Source organism: Cryobacterium sp. Sr8, assembly GCF_004403225.1.
In the GTDB taxonomy this organism is placed as follows: Bacteria; Actinomycetota; Actinomycetes; order Actinomycetales; family Microbacteriaceae; genus Cryobacterium; species Cryobacterium psychrotolerans.
Genome location: NZ_SOHO01000014.1, coordinates 60,801 through 77,376, shown reverse-complemented (window position 1 = coordinate 77,376; position 16,576 = coordinate 60,801). Strand labels below are relative to the sequence as shown.

Below are 16,576 nucleotides of genomic sequence, written 5' to 3'. Positions count from 1 at the left end.
TGAGTGCTTTGGGATTCCAGAGTCGTGACCGGGCTTGGGAGCGTGGGTGGTGTCGCGATTGGCGTCGCGTCCCACGCTTCCCGGGGCGTCAGGCGCGGTAGCGCCTGGTGTTCACGTTCGGTGTTGTAATACTCATCGAAGGAGTCGACGTGGGCTTGGAGTTCGGCCATGGTGGCGGCGGGATCGCGCGCGTTGAGATACTTGTGCAGCGTTTGGTGGAAGCGTTCGTTCTTGCCCTGGGTGGTCGGTTTCGCGCGTTTGCCCGAGATCATCCGAACGCCCATCGCTTCGAGGTGGCGGATGAGCTGGTTCTTGTAGCCGCGGCGGTGCGTGTTCAGTGCCGACCCGTTGTCGGAGAGGAATTTCTGCGGGACACCGTGGCGTTCAATGGCCAGATTCACGACGCGGATGGCGGCCTCGCTCGTTTCTCCCGACGCAACCAGAGAGGCTAACGCGAGCCGGGAGTGGTCATCGACGAGTTGAAAGATCACCACCACCCGACCGGTCGCCAAAGTCCAATCGGTCGCGTCGATCTGCCAGCAGCAGTTCGGGGCCGGGTAGACGAATCGGCGAAACGCGGATCGTGGTTTCTTCCTGGGTTCGGCCACGACGACGCCGGCGCGGGTGAATAACCGCGCCAGCGTTGCCCGCGATGGCGGCGTGAGTCCCTTCCGGCGGAGGATGGCGTGGACGCTCAATGGTCCGCAATCCAGCCCTCTCCCTTCGAGCTCGATCCTGATCGTCAGGGCGAGTTCGATCATCCCCGGGGCCGTGGCCATCGGGTGGCTTTTCGGTTTCGTTGAGCCCAGCTCCAAGGCGGCCCATTGCCCGTTGGCGGTTGAGGCCGCGCGGATCTTGTAGAACCAGGCTCGGGACACTTTGTGCTGCTTGCAGAAGGCGCTTACCGCTCCGCGTGGCGCATCATCGGGCCAGGACGCGACCAACAGGCGGACCTTGACATCGGGCTTCATTTCGCTCATATCTGAAGCGAAACTCAGCCAACTGTCCACGATGTAGTGAGACACACTGTCCACGATGTATTGAGACAGAAGTGTCCAATATGTATTGAGACTTCACATGCCTTCGTTTCGAAATTGAGAGTACTTTTTCCGCAACTCAACGAGAAACGCGCCCGGCGCGACGCGTTCGCGGGGGCATGACCTACGGAATCACCGGCGCGACGAAGTTGAACGTCAGCCCGAGCACCCACACGAGCAGCAGCACCACCGGCAGGTGGAAGATGAACTGCAGGAACGTGAAACCCACCAGATCGCGGGCCTTGAGCCCGAGCACCGCCAGGAGCGGCAGCATGAAGAACGGGTTGATCAGGTTGGGCAGGGCCTCGGCCACGTTGTAGATCTGCACCGTCCAGCCCAGGTTCATCTGGACATCCGTCGCCGCCTGCATCACGTACGGGGCCTCGACCAGCCATTTGCCGCCGCCCGAGGGCACGAAGATGCCCAGGATGACCGTGTAGATCGCCACGACGACGGCGAAGCCGCCGCCGCTGCCCACGCTCGTGAAAAACTCGGCCAGGTGCTGCGACACGGTCAGCCCGCCGTTGCCGACCGCGCCGGTGAGGATCGCCGCCATGGCGGCGTAGAGCGGGAACTGCACGAGGATGCCCGCGGTCGCGGGGACGGCCTTGGTCACGGCCTGCAGGAAGTTGCGGGGCGTGCCGTGCAGGAGCAACCCGAGCATCAGGAAGATCAGCAGGTAGCCGTTGAGGTTGCTGACGACGGAGAGCAGCGGTTTCGTCAGGAACTGGGAGACCAGCCAGCCCAGGGTCATCAGTCCGGCGAGAATGGGCAGGATGCGGCTGTACTCCAGCCATTCACCCGGGCGGGAGCGAGGCGCCGCGGGAACCGGCGAGTCGTCGAGGTCGACGCCGAGTTCAAACGCCGTCTTGATCGCGTCGCCGCGCGGGGCGGAGAAGTGGGCGATGGCGACGGTCAGCGCGATGATGATGGCGCACATGGTCAGCGACTGCCAGGTGAAGATGGTGGTGCCGAAGTCCAGGATGCCGGTGACCTTCAGCAGCGCCGGCGGCAGGGAGGCCTCGGTGGCCTGCAGTTGTGCGGCCGAGGACGACATCCCCAGCGCCCACACCGCGCCGAGGCCCATGAACGCGGCAGCGCCGAGGGCACGGTAGTCGACGCGCAGGTCGACCCGTCGGGCGATGGCGCGGGCCAGCAGCCCGCCGAAGACCAGGCTCAAGCCCCAGTTGAGGAAGGAGACCGACATCGAGAGGAAGGCCACGAAGCTCACGGCGGTGGCCGCGCTCTGCGGCACGGCGGCCAGGCGGTTGATCAGCCGGGCCACCGGCGGGGAGGTCGCCAGGACGTATCCGGTCAACACCACCATCGACATCTGCAGGGTGAAGGCGGTCAGGTCCCAGAAGCCGTTGCCGAACGAGTCGACGATGGTCTGGGGAGAGGACCCGTTGGCCAGGGCCGCGAGGGCGACGATGAAGACGCCGACCAGGGCGAAGACATACGCGTCCGGGAACCACTTCTCCGTCCATCGGGCCAGGGTCTGGGCAACGCGTGCCAGCCCCTTTTCGGTCGTGGTGTCCTGTGTAAGCGTTGTCATGCGGCCGGAACCTCTTCGTTGAGTAAATCGTCGGTCTTCGTGGCGGATGCCGCGTGGCGGATGCTGCGGGCGCCGGCGCCCCCGAACGGGGGTGCGCGCCTCTGGCAGGCTAGGGGTGGCGTCGCCGGGTGTCAATTCACGCCCGCGGTCCGACGTGGACCCGCCGGTCGCGTAGCGTGGGGCTCGTCAGTATTTCGGCAGTTCCTCGTAACAGCGTTGTCAGGAGAACTCATGAAGAAGCACCATTCCGCCATGGAACTCGATGAGCGGCTGGTGATGGTCCGGCGCGGCACTGAGCACTTCGCCGAGGCCCTCGCCGAACTCTACGACACCGATCTCGACGGAGATTCGCTGCTGCCGGGCTGGACCCGCCGCCACGTCGTGGCGCACGTCGGCTACAACGCCCTGGCGATTGCCCGCCTGGTCGACTGGGCGACCACCGGTGTGGAAACGCGCATGTACGAGTCGCCCGACGCGCGCGACAGCGAAATCGCCCACGGGGCCGCGCTCAGCGCGAAGGAACTGCGCCGCCTCTTCGAGCACTCGGCCGCAGAGCTCGAGCGCGCCTGGCGCGGACTGCCGGAGAAGAACTGGACCAAGCAGGTGAAGACCTCCTCCGGGCGCATGGTGCCGGCCACGGAGACGGTGTGGATGCGCACCCGCGAGGTCTGGATCCACGCTGTCGACCTGGACGACGGGGCATCCTTCGACGACATCCCTGCCGAGGTGCTCGAACACATCCTCACCGACGTCACGGACGACTGGAAGGCGCGCGGCGAGGACGCCGGGCTGCGGCTGGAAGCCACCGACGGGACGAAGCCCGTGTTCGGCGACCTGGCCGCCGACGCGGAGGTCGTGTCCGGGTCGCTGGCAGATCTGGCCGCGTGGGCGACGGGCCGAGGCGTCGACGGCGTCACCTCGAGCACGGAGCTCACGGACGCACCGGTCTGGCTCTAGCTTCAACGGATTTCGAGTTGCGCGGGCGGCACGCCGTTGCGCTGNATTTCGCTCATATCTGAAGCGAAACTCAGCCAACTGTCCACGATGTAGTGAGACACACTGTCCACGATGTATTGAGACAGAAGTGTCCAATATGTATTGAGACTTCACATACCCTCATTTCGCGCGGGAAGGTACTTTCTCCGCAAGTCAGTGCTGCGGACGTCGCTGTGGCGGCGCTCAGTCGGCGGCGGTGTCGGAGCAGTGCAGGTCGAGCGTGCAGGTGTTGGGGCTACTGAACGGATGCAGCTCCTCCGCCGAGAGGGGGCCGTCCGCCTGCTCGAGGATGCCGCGCAGCAGACCGAAGTGCACCCGGCAGACCTCGGGATGCTCCGTGACCAGGTCGGCGAACGGGCAGCCGTGCAGGTGGACGTGCAGCCCGTCCTCGGACACGCTGCCGTCGAACCCGACGTCATCCAGGTGGTCGTCGAGCGCATCCAGTTGTCGGCTCAGCGACGGCGACGGCCGGCACGGCGCCGGCTCGGCCGACAGCATGCGCCGCACCTGCTCTCCGTGGCGCAGCGCCGCGGCGACCTTCGCTTCCCGGATCGATCCGGCCCGGTGGTCCGCGCCACGGGGCGCGGCGTAGACGATCCGCGGGCGCCCCTTGCCGTCGCGCGGTTCGGTCTCGGAGGTGACGAAGCCGGCGTCGATCAGGCGGTGCAGGTGCTCCCGCGCGGTGTTGGGGTGCAGGCCGGTGGCCTCGGCCAGCTGCTCGACGGTCATCGCCCCCTGCCGCTGCAGCAGATCGAGCAGGGTGATCCTGCGCAGCGACGCGAGCGTGCGGTAGCTCGGGGCGCGGGCGGGGCACATCTGCCCATTATGCGCCAGCGGGCGTTCGGGAGGTAAGGCGGCGGGCCGGAGCGGACTATTCGGTTCCCGCGCGCGGTGCCCGCCGCGGGGGCGGCGGCGGAACATTCTTCGCCAGGGCGATGTCGGCCAGCAGGATCGTGACGAGGCCGCGCCGGGTCTCGACCACGCAGCTCGCGTCGTCGACGGAGCGCAGGTAGCCGACCGCATCCGTGAACCCGCCCTCGATGCGGTGGCGCACGACGATGCGCGTGCCGGGGAGCGTGCCCGAGACGAACCGCACGGCGTCGGCGGACATCAGCGCAGCAGGCTGAACGCTTCGACCCGCCTGGACTCGCCGGCGACCAGGATGGTGTCGCCCGCCTCGAGCACCGTGTCGACGGTCGTGTAGCTCCAGCCCGAGACCGGCCGGTTGTAGGCCGTGACGGTGACGAAGTGCGTCGCCCGCACCCGGGCCTCGCCCAGCGGCACGCCGACGAGGTCCGGCGGCGTCGCCATCTTCACGAGGGCGAAGTTCTCGCCGATCTCGATGTAATCCTGCATCACCCCGCGAACGAGGTGCGCGACCCGCTTGCCCATCTCCTTCTCCGGCCGCACGACGTGGGCGACGCCCAGCTGCTCGAGGATCTTGCCGTGCGGCTCGCTCACCGCCTTGGCCCAGATGTTGGGGATCCCCATCTTGAGCAGCAGGGAGGCCGTGAGGATGTTGGCCTGGATGTCGCCGCCGATGGCCACGACGACGCTGCTGAAGTCGGGCACCGACAGCTGGCGGAGGGTTTCCTCCTTGGTCGAGTCGGCGCGCACGACGTGGGTGAGCAGGCCGTTGTGCGCCTGCACGATGTCCTCGTCCGCGTCGATGCCGAGCACCTCGGTTCCGCTCTCCATGAGTTCGATGGCGAGCGAGCTGCCGAACCGGCCGAGGCCGATCACGACCACGGCGTCTTCCTCGGCCATGCGGGCGGGCTGGCTGTGACCAAAAAGCGAAAACTTAGCCAATGATGGGCCTCTCCTTCGGGAGTTCGTACGTGCTGCGGCGCTGCCGGAGGGCGAGCGCCGATGCCAGGGCGACCGGCCCGAGCCGGCCAATGAACATGAGCAGCATCAGGATGACCTGGCCGGCCGCGGGCAGCCCGGCCGTGATCCCGGTCGACAGGCCGACGGTGCCGAAGGCCGAGATCGACTCGAAGAGCAGCCGGTCCAGTGAAATGTCGGTGAGGAGCATCAGGGCGGCGGTGGAGATGACGACCACGCCGACGGCGAGCAGAACGATCGCGATGGCCTGGCGGTGCACGGCCCGGGAGAGCCGCTTGCCGAACACGTTCACCGAAACCTCGCCGCGAACCTCCGCGAGCAGGATGAAGAACAGCACCGCGAAAGTGGTGACCTTGATGCCGCCCGCGGTTCCGGCCGGACCACCGCCGATCAGCATGAGCACGTCCAGGCCGAGCAGGCTGGCCGAGTCCATCGCGCCCGTGTCGACGCTGTTGAAACCCGCCGTCCTCGCCTGCACCGACTGGAAGAACCCGACGAGGATCTTGTCCTGCCAGACCAGCGGGCCCAGCGTTGCGGGGTTGGACCACTCCACCGCGGTGAGGTAGACCGTGCCGGCCACCAGCAGGGTGATCGTCGCCGCGAGCACGATCCGGGTGTTCATGTTCCAGAGCAGCGGCGAGCGGAGGTGCTTGCGCAGCTGCACGATGACCGGGAAACCGATGCCGCCGAGGATGACCGCGAACGCGATCGGGAGGCAGACGAACGGATCCGTCGCAAACGAGATGAGGTTGTCGCTGAACAGCGCGAATCCGGCGTTATTGAACGACGAGACGGAGTGGAACACGCCGAGCCAGATCGCCCGCCCGACCGGTTCGCCGTAACCGGTGAGGAACCGCAGGCTGAGGATCAGCGCCACCGCGAACTCGATGGCGAGGGACATCACGACGACGCCCCGCACGAGGCCCTTGACATCCTCGAGTCCGACGCTCTTGATCTCTGAGGCGGCGTTGATCCTCGACCGGAGCGACATCTTGCGCGCGATCGTGAGGCCGACCACCGAGGCGAAGGTCATGATCCCGAACCCGCCGACCTGGATCAGCAACAGGATGACGACCTGCCCGAACGGGGTCCAGTAGGTCGCGGTGTCGACGACGGTGAGCCCGGTCACGCACACGGCGGAGGTCGCGGTGAAGATGGCCTCGAGGAACGTCGCGCCGCCGGCGCCCGCCTTCGCGATCGGCAGCAGGAGCAGGGCCGTGCCGATCAGGATGGTGCCGGCGAATCCGCCGGCGACCACCTGCGCCGGGTGAGGCCGCCGGCGCGTCTTCACTCCGCCCGGGGGGCTCGACCGTAGGTGCACTGGCCCACTCTACGCCGGGAATCCGTCCGCGCAGGCCGCCTTTCTCGCCTCGGATTCCGCCGGGTTCCGTCGCCGCCCGATCGCAGGCCACGACTGCGATCCGAGCCTCCGTGGCGGCCCGGCCACCGGCATCCGCGCCAGCATTCCCCCCGGCATTGCCCCCGATAAGGGCAGATCCGACCAAACCGGATTGCGGCGGGCTCCGGACCACTTATGCGGCCCGAGTGAAACCGAGGCCGGGACAGAACTAACGAATAGGAGTTCAACATGAAGAACATCACCAGGAAGATCAGCGTTTTCGGAGCAACCGGTGCCGCGGCAACCGCCCTCATCGTCGGCGGCATGATCGCCCCGGCCCAGGCTTCGACCCTCGACGACGCGCAGGGGTCCAACGCGACCAGCGCGACCTCATCGATCGACGGCGCCCTGTACCGCGCCCTCTCCGGGAACGCGAACGGCAACGGTGCCTCGACCGGCCCGCTGCTCAACGGCCCCGTGCTCAACGGCCCCGTCGTGGACCGCTCGCTGACCAGCGACATCAATGATGTGGCTTCGGGCAACGCCATCGCCAGCGGCAACGACGTGCCGGTGGCCTCGGGGAATGACACCTCGGTGAGCGCACCCGTGACCGCTCCCGTCACGGCCCCCGTTGATGCTCCGGTCGACGCTGCGGTCGATGCTCCGGTCGGCTCCGCGAACGACACCGACCTCGGTGGAGTGTCGGGCGACATCGGAGCCGGTGTCACCGACGTCGTCGACGGCGCCCTGGGCAACCTCGACCTCGGTGCCGTGCTCGGCGACTAACAGATCAGATCACCGGCCGATCCGGTGGCGACAGGGCGGTTCCCTCCGGGGAGCCGCCCTGTCGCGTGACCGCGTGCCCCCCGTTCTGTGGCTACGCGGCGCGGCCCCCCGTGCGCCAGACTGGGTGCGGGGCGGAAGAACAGGGCGAAACAATGACGGTTCCGCTGGGCGAACGCACCCGTGCCGCCGCCGTGCGCCCGCACCCCTACCCGTTCCAGCAGTGGACCATCGCGATCCTTCTGCTGATGGCCCCGATCTTCGTCGTGCTGTACTGGCTCACCGTGCCGACGGGGTCCTGGCTGCCGGTCGCCGTGGCGCAGGCCGCCCTGACCCTGTTTTTCGCGCTCGCCGTGACCTCGTACTACCTGACCGCCATCTGGGCTGATGACGCCGGGCTGACCACCCGGGACGTCTTCGGCCGCCGACGCACCTACCCGGTCGGCGGCATCGGCGGCGTGGTCCGGCTCGACCTGTACCGGAGCGGCTCCCTCGACGTTCGCCCCCAGCTATTCCTCGTCGACCCTGACGGTCGCCTGCTGACCCGGATGCACGGAACCTGCTGGGAAATCGAGGCCATGGATGCGGTCGCGAACGCGCTCGGCGTGCCGGTGACGCAGGGACCGGAGCCCCTGACCCTGCGCGACCTCAGCCAGAGCCGGCCCGAGCTGCTGCACTGGTTCGAACGGCGATTCGCCGCGCTTTCGATCGACTTCTGACCGAACTGGGGGTGCCCGGTGCGGGAAACCCCCCGAACGGTGTCTACGCGCCGGCCTGTCGATGGGTCATACTTCCATAAGCCGGAAGGGGGGAGCCAAGGTGAGATTCACTGGGGTGAGAGGGGTGCGCCAGCACGCTCTCCGACCCCGCGGGCGTCTGCTCCGGCATTCGGCGATCGCCATGCTGGCCCTCTTCTCCCCTATCTTCGCCGTGCTCTACTGGCTGACCGTTCCCGAAGGCACCTGGCTGCCCGTTGTGGCGGCCCAGGCCGGCGTGACCGCCGTGTTCGGCCTCGGCGTGGCTGCGTTCCACCGCACCGGCATTTGGGTGGACCACGCGGGCATCACCGAACGCGGGTTCTTCGGGCGTGTCGACAGCTTCCCGGCTGCCAGTGTCGGCAGCATCCTGATGCTCGACCTGTACCTGGGCGACGCGCTGGACACGAACGCGCACCTCTTCGTCGTGGGCGTCGACGGACGACGCCTCGTTCGGATGCGCGGGCAGTACTATTCCCACGCCGCGATGAACACGGTGATCGAACAGCTCGGCGCGCCGGTCGTGCGCGTGACGGAGCCGATGACCCTCCGCGAGCTGAACCGGGCACGCCCGGAGCTGCTCTACTGGTTCGAGCGCCGCCTGGTCGACCGCACCGCCTGACGGCTAGCGGCGCCGCCGGGTGCCGAAGATGCCGGTCACAATCCCGGTGAGGATCGTCCTGGTCGCCCGGGAGCCGAGCACCTCCTCGAGCACGGTCTTCTGCGGCTTCGACGTGGCCCGGGTCCGGGTGCGCGACTGCGTCCGGGTCTGGCGCATCAGACGGTCGTATTCGGCCTGTGCCTTCTTTTCCGCCCTGGCCTGCTCGGTCGCCGCGGCCTGCTCGGCCTTCTCCTGCTCGGCCGCAGCCCTGGCCCGGTCGAGCTGCTCCTGCGCGTCGACCGCGGCCTGGTTTGCGGCGGCCAGTTTCTCGGCCAGCATCTCCCGGGCCGAATCGCGGTCGATCGCGGTGCCGTACCGGGCCAACAGCGGCGAGGCCAGGACCGACCGGTCGATCTGCTCCGGCGCCGTCGGCGACATCAGGCCCTGCGGGGCCCGAAGCCGGGTCCACGCCACCGGGCTCGGCGCGCCCTTCTCGTTCATCACGGTCACGATCGCCTCGCCGGTGCCGAGTCCGGTGAGCACCTCGTCGAGGTCGTAGCCGGAGTTCGGGAACGTCGACACGGTCGCCCGCAACGCCTTCGCGTCATCCGGGGTGAACGCCCGCAGCTGATGCTGCACGCGCGAGCCGAGCTGGGCGAGCACGTCGCCCGGCACGTCCTTGGGGGTCTGGGTGACGAAGAAGATGCCCACGCCCTTCGACCGGATCAGGCGCACCGTCTGCGTGATCGAGGCGAGGAAATCCTTCGACGCGTCGTTGAACAGCAGGTGCGCCTCGTCGAAGAAGAACACCAGCCTGGGCTTCTCGAGGTCGCCGACCTCGGGCAGGTCGTTGAAGAGGTCGGCGAGCAGCCACATCAGGAAGGTCGAGAACAGGGCGGGCCGGTCGGCCACGCCGGGCACCTCGAGCAGGCTGACGATCCCCCGGCCGTCGGCGGCGGTGCGCAGGAACTCCATCGTGTCGATCTCGGGCTCGCCGAAGAACACGTCGGCGCCCTGGTTGGCGAAGGTGACGAGTTCCCGCAGGATCACCCCGACCGTCGCCGCGGACAGGCCGCCGAGCTCGGTGAGCTGGCCCTTGCCCGCGTCGCTGACCAGGTAGCTGAGCACGGCCCGCAGGTCGGTCAGGTCGAGCAGGGGCAGGCCGGCCTGGTCGGCGTAGTGGAAGACGAGGCCGAGGCTCGACTCCTGCACGTCGTTCAGGCCGAGCACCTTGCTGAGCAGCAGCGGGCCGAAGCCGGTGACCGTCGCGCGGATCGGGATGCCCCGGCCGATGCCGCCGAGGGAGAAGTACTCCGTGGGCGAGGCCGCGGGGACCCAGTCCTGGCCGATCGCGGCGGTGCGGGCGAGGAGCTTCTCGCTCGGGGTACCGGCGCTGGCGATGCCGGACAGGTCGCCCTTGATGTCGGCCGCGAAGACCGGCACGCCGTGGGCGGAGAACTGCTCGGCCAGCACCTGGAGGGTCTTCGTCTTGCCTGTTCCGGTGGCCCCGGCGACGAGGCCGTGCCGGTTGGTCATCGCCAGAGGGATCCGGATCGGCACGTCGGGGCGGGCCTCGCCGTTGACGAGGGCGCCCAGCTCGAGCGCGGGGGCGTCGAACGCGTAGCCGGCCCGGATCCAGTCGACCTCGGCGTCGCTGAGCGGTGCGGCGGGGGCAGCGGGCGCGGCGGGCACGGATGCGGCAGGCACGGCAGGCGGGGCAGGCACGGCAGGCGGGGCAGGCACGGCAGGCGGGGCAGGCACGGCAGCTGCCGCCGCGGTCGCGGCTGCCTCTGCCCGCTCGACGGCCGCCACGGCATCCGCCTGCGCCTGCTTCGCTGCGGCGAGCGCCGCGTCCGCCTCCGCCCTCAGCTCGGCAACCGGATCCACGTATTCGCTCGGAGTCATGGCGGCATCCTATCGCCGGTGCCGAGGCATCCGCGGGCGGCGCTAGCGATGGATGGTGACCGGGGCTACGAGCGCCCAGTCGCGCACGAGATCCTCCCGCACGGTGACCCCGGTGCCGGGCCCGCTGGGCACGGCGAGCTGACCGGCGTGCTCCCCCGTGCCGAGCACGAAGGGCTCCTCGACCAGGTCCTCGGCGAAGTAGCGGCTGCTCGCCGAGGTGTCGCCGGGCAGGATGAAGCCGGGCAGCGCCGCGAGCGCCACGTTCGCCGCCCGGCCGACGCCGGTCTCCAGCATCCCGCCGCACCACACCGGCACCTCGTGCGCCACGCAGAGGTCGTGGATGCGCACCGATTCGAGGTAGCCGCCGACCCGGCCCGGCTTGATGTTGATGATGGATGTCGCGCCGCGTTCGATGGCGTCGAGCGCCACGCCCACGCTGACGATCGACTCGTCGAGGCAGACCGGCGTCTCGATCGCCCTGGCGAGGGCCACGTGGGTGGCGATGTCCTCCTCGACGAAGGGCTGTTCGATCAGCACGAGGTTGAACGGATCGAGCCGGCCCAGGTGGGCGATGTCGGCGGCCGAGTAGGCGGTGTTCGCGTCGACCTGCAGCAGCATGTCCGGCCCGATCAGTTCGCGTACCGCGTATACCGGGATGAGGTCCCAGCCGGGTTTGATCTTGAGCTTGATCCGCCGGTAGCCCTCGTCGACATAGCCCGACACCTCGTCGAGCAGGGTGTCGAGGTCGGGGCTGATCCCGACCGAGACGCCGCAGTCGACCCAGTCGGTGACGGCGCCGAGGTAGCCGCCGAACGAGACGCCGGATGCGCGCAACTGCGCGTCGAGGACGGCCGCCTCGAGCGCGGCCTTCGCCATCCGGTGGCCCACGACGAACGCGGTGAGCGGACCTACCGTCTCGGCGGTGACATCCGTCGCCTTCAGCAGGGCCGGGGCCAGGTAGGTGCGGATGACGTGCTCGGCGCCCTCGACGTACTCGGAACTGTAGAGCGGCCCCTCCATCGCGACGCACTCGGCCCAGCCCTCGGCCTCGCTCGTGCGCACATGCACGAGCAGGAGCACGCGCGTGGTCTGCCGGGCGAAGGACGTCTCGAACGGCCGCACGAGCGGCATCGCCACGCGGTGCAGGGTGATCGATTCAAGTTTCATTGGCGGGCTCCGTCGGTGGGTTCGGCCGGGTCCGGGGTGAACACGTAGTCGTTGTCGGCGTTGAGCTCCGGGCGCAGGCCCTGGGCCATCGCGGCGTGGAACATGACCCTCGATTCCTCACGGAGCAGCTCTGCGGCACGGGGATCGTCGGCCCGCAGGTGTTCGAAGTCGACGTTCAGCGGAAGACTGCCGGTCGTCGACCAGGCCTGCTGCGGTCGGCCGGCGAGCGCCCGGCGAACGCGTGGCGAATCCAGTCGCCACTTCACCTCGAAGCGGTCGCTGCGGTCGCTGCCGCTGACGGCGTCGTCGAGGCGCCCGTAGAAGTCGGGCAGGAACTTGACCACTTCCGCGCCCAGTTTGACCAGGTTGAAGTGGGCGTTGCGGCGGATGAGCGGGTCGAAGGTCCACCGCATGTCGGCGACTCCCTGCTGCAGGCACACGGACCGCTGGAAGAGCTTGAGGGCGTAGCCGACCCCGCCGCTTCGTCGCCACGGCACGACGGCCGCCATGTGCGAATGCAGGTGGATGCCGTCGGACCAGCCGAGGAAGCCGAGCGTGGCCCCGACCGGCTTCCCGGCCGCGGTCGCGATCAGCACGGTATTGCCCGCGTAATCCAGGGCGAGCAGCATCGACCGGTCCGGGCTGCGGCCGGGACCCCAGGTGCGCTCGAACATGCCGATGATGGCGTTCATATCGCCGGGGTCGGCCATCCGCACGACCACGCCCGCGGCCTCGGCCGCCGCATCGGCCTGGCGGCCGGCTTCGGCCACAATTTCCGGATCAAGAGACATGCAACGAGTAGACCACATCCGGCCGCCCGGGTCAGCCCCGCGTCCTGCCGAATCCGACGGACACTTCGGCCGGGAGGCTAGTGGCCGCGGCCGGAGACGACGTCGGCGATCGAGGCGAGGGGCGAGGTGGTGCGGCGGCGGGTCAGCTCGGCGCGATCCGCCCGGGAGTAGGCCTGGTACAGCGCGTGCACCGCGAGCCAGCGCAGCGGCTCGCGCTCCCAGTTGCGCACCCGGTGGTTCACCCAGGGCAGCCCGGTGAGCGCGCTCTGCCGGCCGAGGATGAGGTCCCGCAGCGTGCGGCCGGCCAGGTTCGTCGTGGTCACCCCGGTGCCGACGTAGCCGCCGGCCCAGGTCAGGCCGGTGCCGCGGTCGAGGCCCACGGTGGCCGCCCAGTCCCGGGGCACACCCAGCACACCCGACCAGGCGTGGTCGATGGCCGCGCCCTTCGTCGCCGGGAAGAAGCGGGTCAGGATGCCGCGCAGCGCCTCGACCGTGCTCGCCGGGGTCTGCCCGTCCGAGTCCGTTTTCGAGCCGAACCGGTACGGCACGCCGCGGCCGCCGATCGCGATGCGGTCGTCAATGGTGCGCTGCGCGTACATGTAAGCGTGGGCCATGTCGCCGAGGGTTTCGCGGCCGGTCCAGCCGATGCGCTCCCAGACGTCGGCGCCGAGCGGCTCGGTGGCGATCAGCGAGGAGTTCATCGGCAGCCAGGCGCGGTGCAGGGCCTTGAGCCCGGCCGTGAAACCCGCCGTGGCGCGCACGACGAACTCGGCCTCGACGGTGCCATGCTCGGTGATCGCCCGGTGCGGGGCGATCTCGCTCACGGTGGTGCCCTCGAAGATCTCCACGCCCAGCGCCTCGACCACCCGGGCCAGCCCGAAGGCCAGCTTGGCCGGCTGGATGCGCGCGCAGTGCGGATGCCACATCGCGCCGGTGGTACCGACCACGTTGATCCGGGCGGTGGCTTCCGCCCGGGAGAGGAGTTGGACATCCGCCATCGACCACTGCTGTTCGGCGCGCGCGGCGGCCTCGAGCCGGCGTTGCTGCGGTTCGTCGTAGGCGACCGTGAACTCGCCGCCCTTGACGATGTCGGCGTCGATGCCCTCGACCGCTGCGACCCGGATCACCTCGTCGACGGTCTCGTTCATGCGGGCCTGGAACCGTTCGGCGGCCTCGCGCCCGTGGCTCTTCACGTACTGCTCGCGGCCGCCGGTGATCGAATTGGTGAGCCAGCCGCCGTTGCGCCCGGATGCCCCGTAGCCGGCGAACCGCTGCTCCAGGATCACGATCCGCAGCGCCGGGGCGGCCTTCTTCAGGTAGTACGCGGTCCACAGCCCGGTGTACCCGGCGCCGACGATGCAGACATCGGCGCGCGTCGAACCCGGCAGGGCCGCGCGCGGCGCGGGCCGCCCGATCTGCTCCCACCAGAACGACACCTCCCCGTTGATCACGTCGCTCCTGCCCCGCAAACGCGCCCCCGGCATCCCGCGAAACCGCAGTTGTGCGCGTTATATCGACGTTTTAGCGCGCACAACTGCAGTCTCGCGGGTATCACAGGCGGTCCTGGAGGCCCCAGGGCTGGCCGTAGCCGCCCTCGGACTCCGGCGCGGACATCAGGTCGAGGAACGGTTTCGCGTCGAAGGCCTCCGGGCCGAGCACGCCGATGCCGCCCCAGGTGCCCGCGGCGAGCAACTCGAGCGCGATGACCGGGTTCAGCGCGGTCTGCCAGACGACGCACTGGGCGCCGTACTCGGCCATCGTCCACTCGTTGTCGGCCACGTGGTACAGGTACACCTCGCGCGGGGCGCCGTCCGGGCCGGTGCCGGTGACCCACACGCCGGCGCAGGTCTTGCCGGTCATCCGCGGGCCGATCGTGGCCGGGTCGGGCAGGCAGGCGGCGACGACATCTCGCGGCGCCACCATGGCCGGGCCGGAGGCGCTGCGCACGCGCACCGGGTCGACGCTGTCGAGGCCGAGCAGGTGCAGGGTCTTCAGCACGCCGATGAACTCCTCGCCGAGACCGTACTTGAAGGTGACCCGTTTGGCGTCGAGCCAGCGCGGCATCAGAAGCACATCCTCGTGCTCCACGTTGACGCACTCGACCGGACCGATGCCCTCCGGGAAGTCGAACATCTCCGGTTCGCTGAACGGCGGGGTGGTGAACCAGCCCCTGTCCTTCTCGAAGATGACCGGCGGGTTCAGGCACTCCTCGATCGTGGTCCAGATACTGAAGGACGGCGCGAAGATCTCGTTGCCGGCCTCGTCGCGCACCACCAGATTGGCGCCGTCGCGGGTGCCGAGCTCGTCGATCTCGCTGAACAGGTGATCGGATGCGTAGCGCGCGAACACGTCGGAGAGCCCGGGCTCCACGCCCATGCCCACCAGGGCGAGACGGCCGGCGGTTTCCCAGTCGCCGGCCTGGGCGAACTGGTCGTCGCCGAGCTTGACCCCGGTCTGCGCCGTCGGGTCGGTCGGGTGCGGCTCGGAGAGGCTCATCGCCATGTCGAGGTAGTCCGCGCCCGCGGCCAGCGCACCGGCGAAGATGGTGGGCACGAACTTGGGCTCGACGGCGTTCATCACGTGCGTTGCGCCGTGTTCACGGGCGACGGATGCGACCCGGTCCGGGTCGGAGGCGTCGATCTGCGCGGCGGTGAACCGACCGGCGACATCCGCCCCGTGCCCCGCCAGGATCGCCGCGATCGTACGCTCGGCGCGGCCGAGGTCGTAGTCGCTGACGATGACGTGCTCGTAGAACGAACGGCGGGCGATGATCTTCGCGAACGCGTCACCGACGCCACCCGCACCGACAAGGAGAATCTTCATTCCTCGACGCTATCGTGCGGCATCCGTCGCTGTCTGCCCCGTCTGCTGCCGAATTCGACGGAGATTCCGACCAACAGCGAGCTTTTACGACGTTTCGGGGCTTATTTCGGAGTTTCTCCGTCGAATTCGGCGGGCCTGGGCTCGGGCTGCGGCTCCGGCTTCCCGGGCTGCGTCGTCCCGGGCTGCGTCGTCCCGGGCTGCGTCGTCGCGGGCGGCGGATGCGCGGCCGACCGGCGCTGCAGGGCCAATTCGTGCTCGCCGTCGAGTTTCGCGGCGAACGGCGCCCAGACCACGATCGCGACGCCGACGCCGAGCAGGGCGCCGCCGATCGTGTCGGAGAGCCAGTGGGCGCCGAGGTAGGTGCGGCTGAACATCATCAGGACCACGTAGGCGACCCCCGAGATCCAGACCCAGAGCCGCGGAAAGATGATGGCCAGGGTGACGGCCATGGTCGCGGCGTTGCCGACGTGTCCGGAGGGGAAAGACCCGAAGTCGACCTGCACGAGGATGTCTTCCGGCCGCGCCCGGCCGAACGACTTCTTGAGCAGTTGAACCATGCCCGAGCTCACCAGGGTGGCCGCGAGGTAGTACCCGGCCGCCCAGGGCCGTTTCATGATCAGCAGCACGACGATGATCACGGTTGGGATCACGAAGATGCCGAGGAAATTGCCGCCGAGGGAGTTCATCAGGTAGGACAGGAAGTCCAGGACCGGCCCGCGATCTTCGGCCACCTCGGTCATCCACCGGGTGTCGAAGGGGAACGGCGCGCCCTTGTCCCTGACCACGACGATGAAGCCGATCAGGGCGGCCAGGACCACCGCCACGACTCCGCTCACGATCCACCACCAGTGAGCGACGCGCTTCGCTTGCGGTCGGGCGGCGACTTCCGGGTGTTTCTGGCTGTCGTCCATCCGTCAATGGTAGAGCGGCGGCTGCGGGAACTGCCACCATCTGCGGGATCCCGCGAGCTGAATCGCGG

The 16,576-nt window shown here is 69.0% G+C and carries 16 protein-coding genes; 4 read left to right on the top strand and 12 right to left on the bottom strand.

The annotated features are described in order from the left end of the window. The coding region (locus E3T54_RS01830; RefSeq protein ID WP_166804794.1) for an integrase core domain-containing protein at positions 1-1,025 on the bottom strand (1,025 nt) is incomplete at its 3' end. 136 nt (positions 1,026-1,161) lie between these two features. Then, positions 1,162-2,592 carry a short-chain fatty acid transporter gene (locus E3T54_RS01825; protein WP_134474307.1) on the bottom strand — a complete coding sequence of 477 codons (1,431 nt, stop codon included), beginning with the start codon at positions 2,590-2,592 and terminating at the stop codon, positions 1,162-1,164. A gap of 231 nt (positions 2,593-2,823) precedes the next feature. Between E3T54_RS01825 and E3T54_RS01820 the strand changes: the two genes are divergently transcribed. Continuing rightward, entirely contained in the window at positions 2,824-3,549 is a 726-nt protein-coding gene (locus E3T54_RS01820) for a maleylpyruvate isomerase family mycothiol-dependent enzyme (RefSeq protein WP_092324132.1), read from the top strand. A gap of 222 nt (positions 3,550-3,771) precedes the next feature. On the opposite strand, the gene E3T54_RS01815 is transcribed toward E3T54_RS01820, so the two are convergent. Genes E3T54_RS01815 through E3T54_RS01800 form a run of 4 tightly spaced genes read right to left on the bottom strand, consistent with a single transcriptional unit; the run spans position 3,772 to position 6,754 of the window. Continuing rightward, entirely contained in the window at positions 3,772-4,404 is a 633-nt protein-coding gene (locus E3T54_RS01815) for a metalloregulator ArsR/SmtB family transcription factor (protein ID WP_166804793.1), read from the bottom strand. Between the two features lie 55 nt (positions 4,405-4,459). Further along, entirely contained in the window at positions 4,460-4,699 is a 240-nt protein-coding gene (locus E3T54_RS01810; RefSeq protein WP_134474305.1) for a ferrous iron transport protein A, read from the bottom strand. Continuing rightward, positions 4,699-5,397, bottom strand: a complete 699-nt coding sequence (locus tag E3T54_RS01805) for a TrkA family potassium uptake protein (protein WP_241977005.1) — start codon at positions 5,395-5,397, stop codon at positions 4,699-4,701. Before E3T54_RS01805 ends, E3T54_RS01810 begins: the two co-directional genes overlap by 1 nt. Next, on the bottom strand, positions 5,390-6,754 hold the full coding sequence (locus E3T54_RS01800; RefSeq protein ID WP_198414416.1) for a TrkH family potassium uptake protein: 1,365 nt from the start codon (positions 6,752-6,754) through the stop codon (positions 5,390-5,392). Before E3T54_RS01800 ends, E3T54_RS01805 begins: the two co-directional genes overlap by 8 nt. A 267-nt stretch (positions 6,755-7,021) precedes the next feature. Between E3T54_RS01800 and E3T54_RS01795 the strand changes: the two genes are divergently transcribed. The 3 genes from E3T54_RS01795 to E3T54_RS01785 all read left to right on the top strand — a co-directional run bounded on the left by E3T54_RS01795 (position 7,022) and on the right by E3T54_RS01785 (position 8,932). Next, the gene (locus tag E3T54_RS01795; protein WP_134474304.1) at positions 7,022-7,558 is read left to right on the top strand and encodes a hypothetical protein; all 537 of its coding nucleotides are present in this window, start codon (positions 7,022-7,024) and stop codon (positions 7,556-7,558) included. 152 nt (positions 7,559-7,710) lie between these two features. Continuing rightward, positions 7,711-8,274: a hypothetical protein gene (locus E3T54_RS01790; protein ID WP_134474303.1), complete on the top strand. Its 564-nt coding sequence runs from the start codon at positions 7,711-7,713 to the stop codon at positions 8,272-8,274. A 124-nt stretch (positions 8,275-8,398) separates the two neighbouring features. Then, positions 8,399-8,932, top strand: coding sequence for a hypothetical protein (locus E3T54_RS01785; protein WP_134474302.1), 534 nt, complete (start codon positions 8,399-8,401; stop codon positions 8,930-8,932). A 3-nt stretch (positions 8,933-8,935) separates the two neighbouring features. Here the strand turns inward: E3T54_RS01785 and E3T54_RS01780 are convergent, their stop codons facing one another. The 6 genes from E3T54_RS01780 to E3T54_RS01755 form a co-directional block, all read right to left on the bottom strand. Next, positions 8,936-10,816 (bottom strand): helicase HerA-like domain-containing protein, encoded by a 1,881-nt coding sequence (locus E3T54_RS01780; RefSeq protein ID WP_134474301.1) that lies wholly within the window; start codon positions 10,814-10,816, stop codon positions 8,936-8,938. Positions 10,817-10,858: 42 nt separating this feature from the next. Further along, positions 10,859-11,983: an o-succinylbenzoate synthase gene (gene menC, locus E3T54_RS01775; protein ID WP_134474300.1), complete on the bottom strand. Its 1,125-nt coding sequence runs from the start codon at positions 11,981-11,983 to the stop codon at positions 10,859-10,861. Next, positions 11,980-12,774, bottom strand: a complete 795-nt coding sequence (locus tag E3T54_RS01770) for a GNAT family N-acetyltransferase (protein WP_134474299.1) — start codon at positions 12,772-12,774, stop codon at positions 11,980-11,982. Before E3T54_RS01770 ends, menC begins: the two co-directional genes overlap by 4 nt. Positions 12,775-12,851: 77 nt before the next feature. Further along, complete coding sequence (locus tag E3T54_RS01765; RefSeq protein WP_134474298.1) at positions 12,852-14,225, bottom strand: FAD-binding oxidoreductase; 1,374 nt, start codon at positions 14,223-14,225, stop codon at positions 12,852-12,854. Positions 14,226-14,325: 100 nt separating this feature from the next. After that, the gene (locus E3T54_RS01760; RefSeq protein ID WP_134474297.1) at positions 14,326-15,597 is read right to left on the bottom strand and encodes a saccharopine dehydrogenase family protein; all 1,272 of its coding nucleotides are present in this window, start codon (positions 15,595-15,597) and stop codon (positions 14,326-14,328) included. 101 nt (positions 15,598-15,698) lie between these two features. Next, on the bottom strand, positions 15,699-16,508 hold the full coding sequence (locus tag E3T54_RS01755; RefSeq protein ID WP_194088197.1) for a phosphatase PAP2 family protein: 810 nt from the start codon (positions 16,506-16,508) through the stop codon (positions 15,699-15,701). Positions 16,509-16,576: the final 68 nt, after the last annotated feature.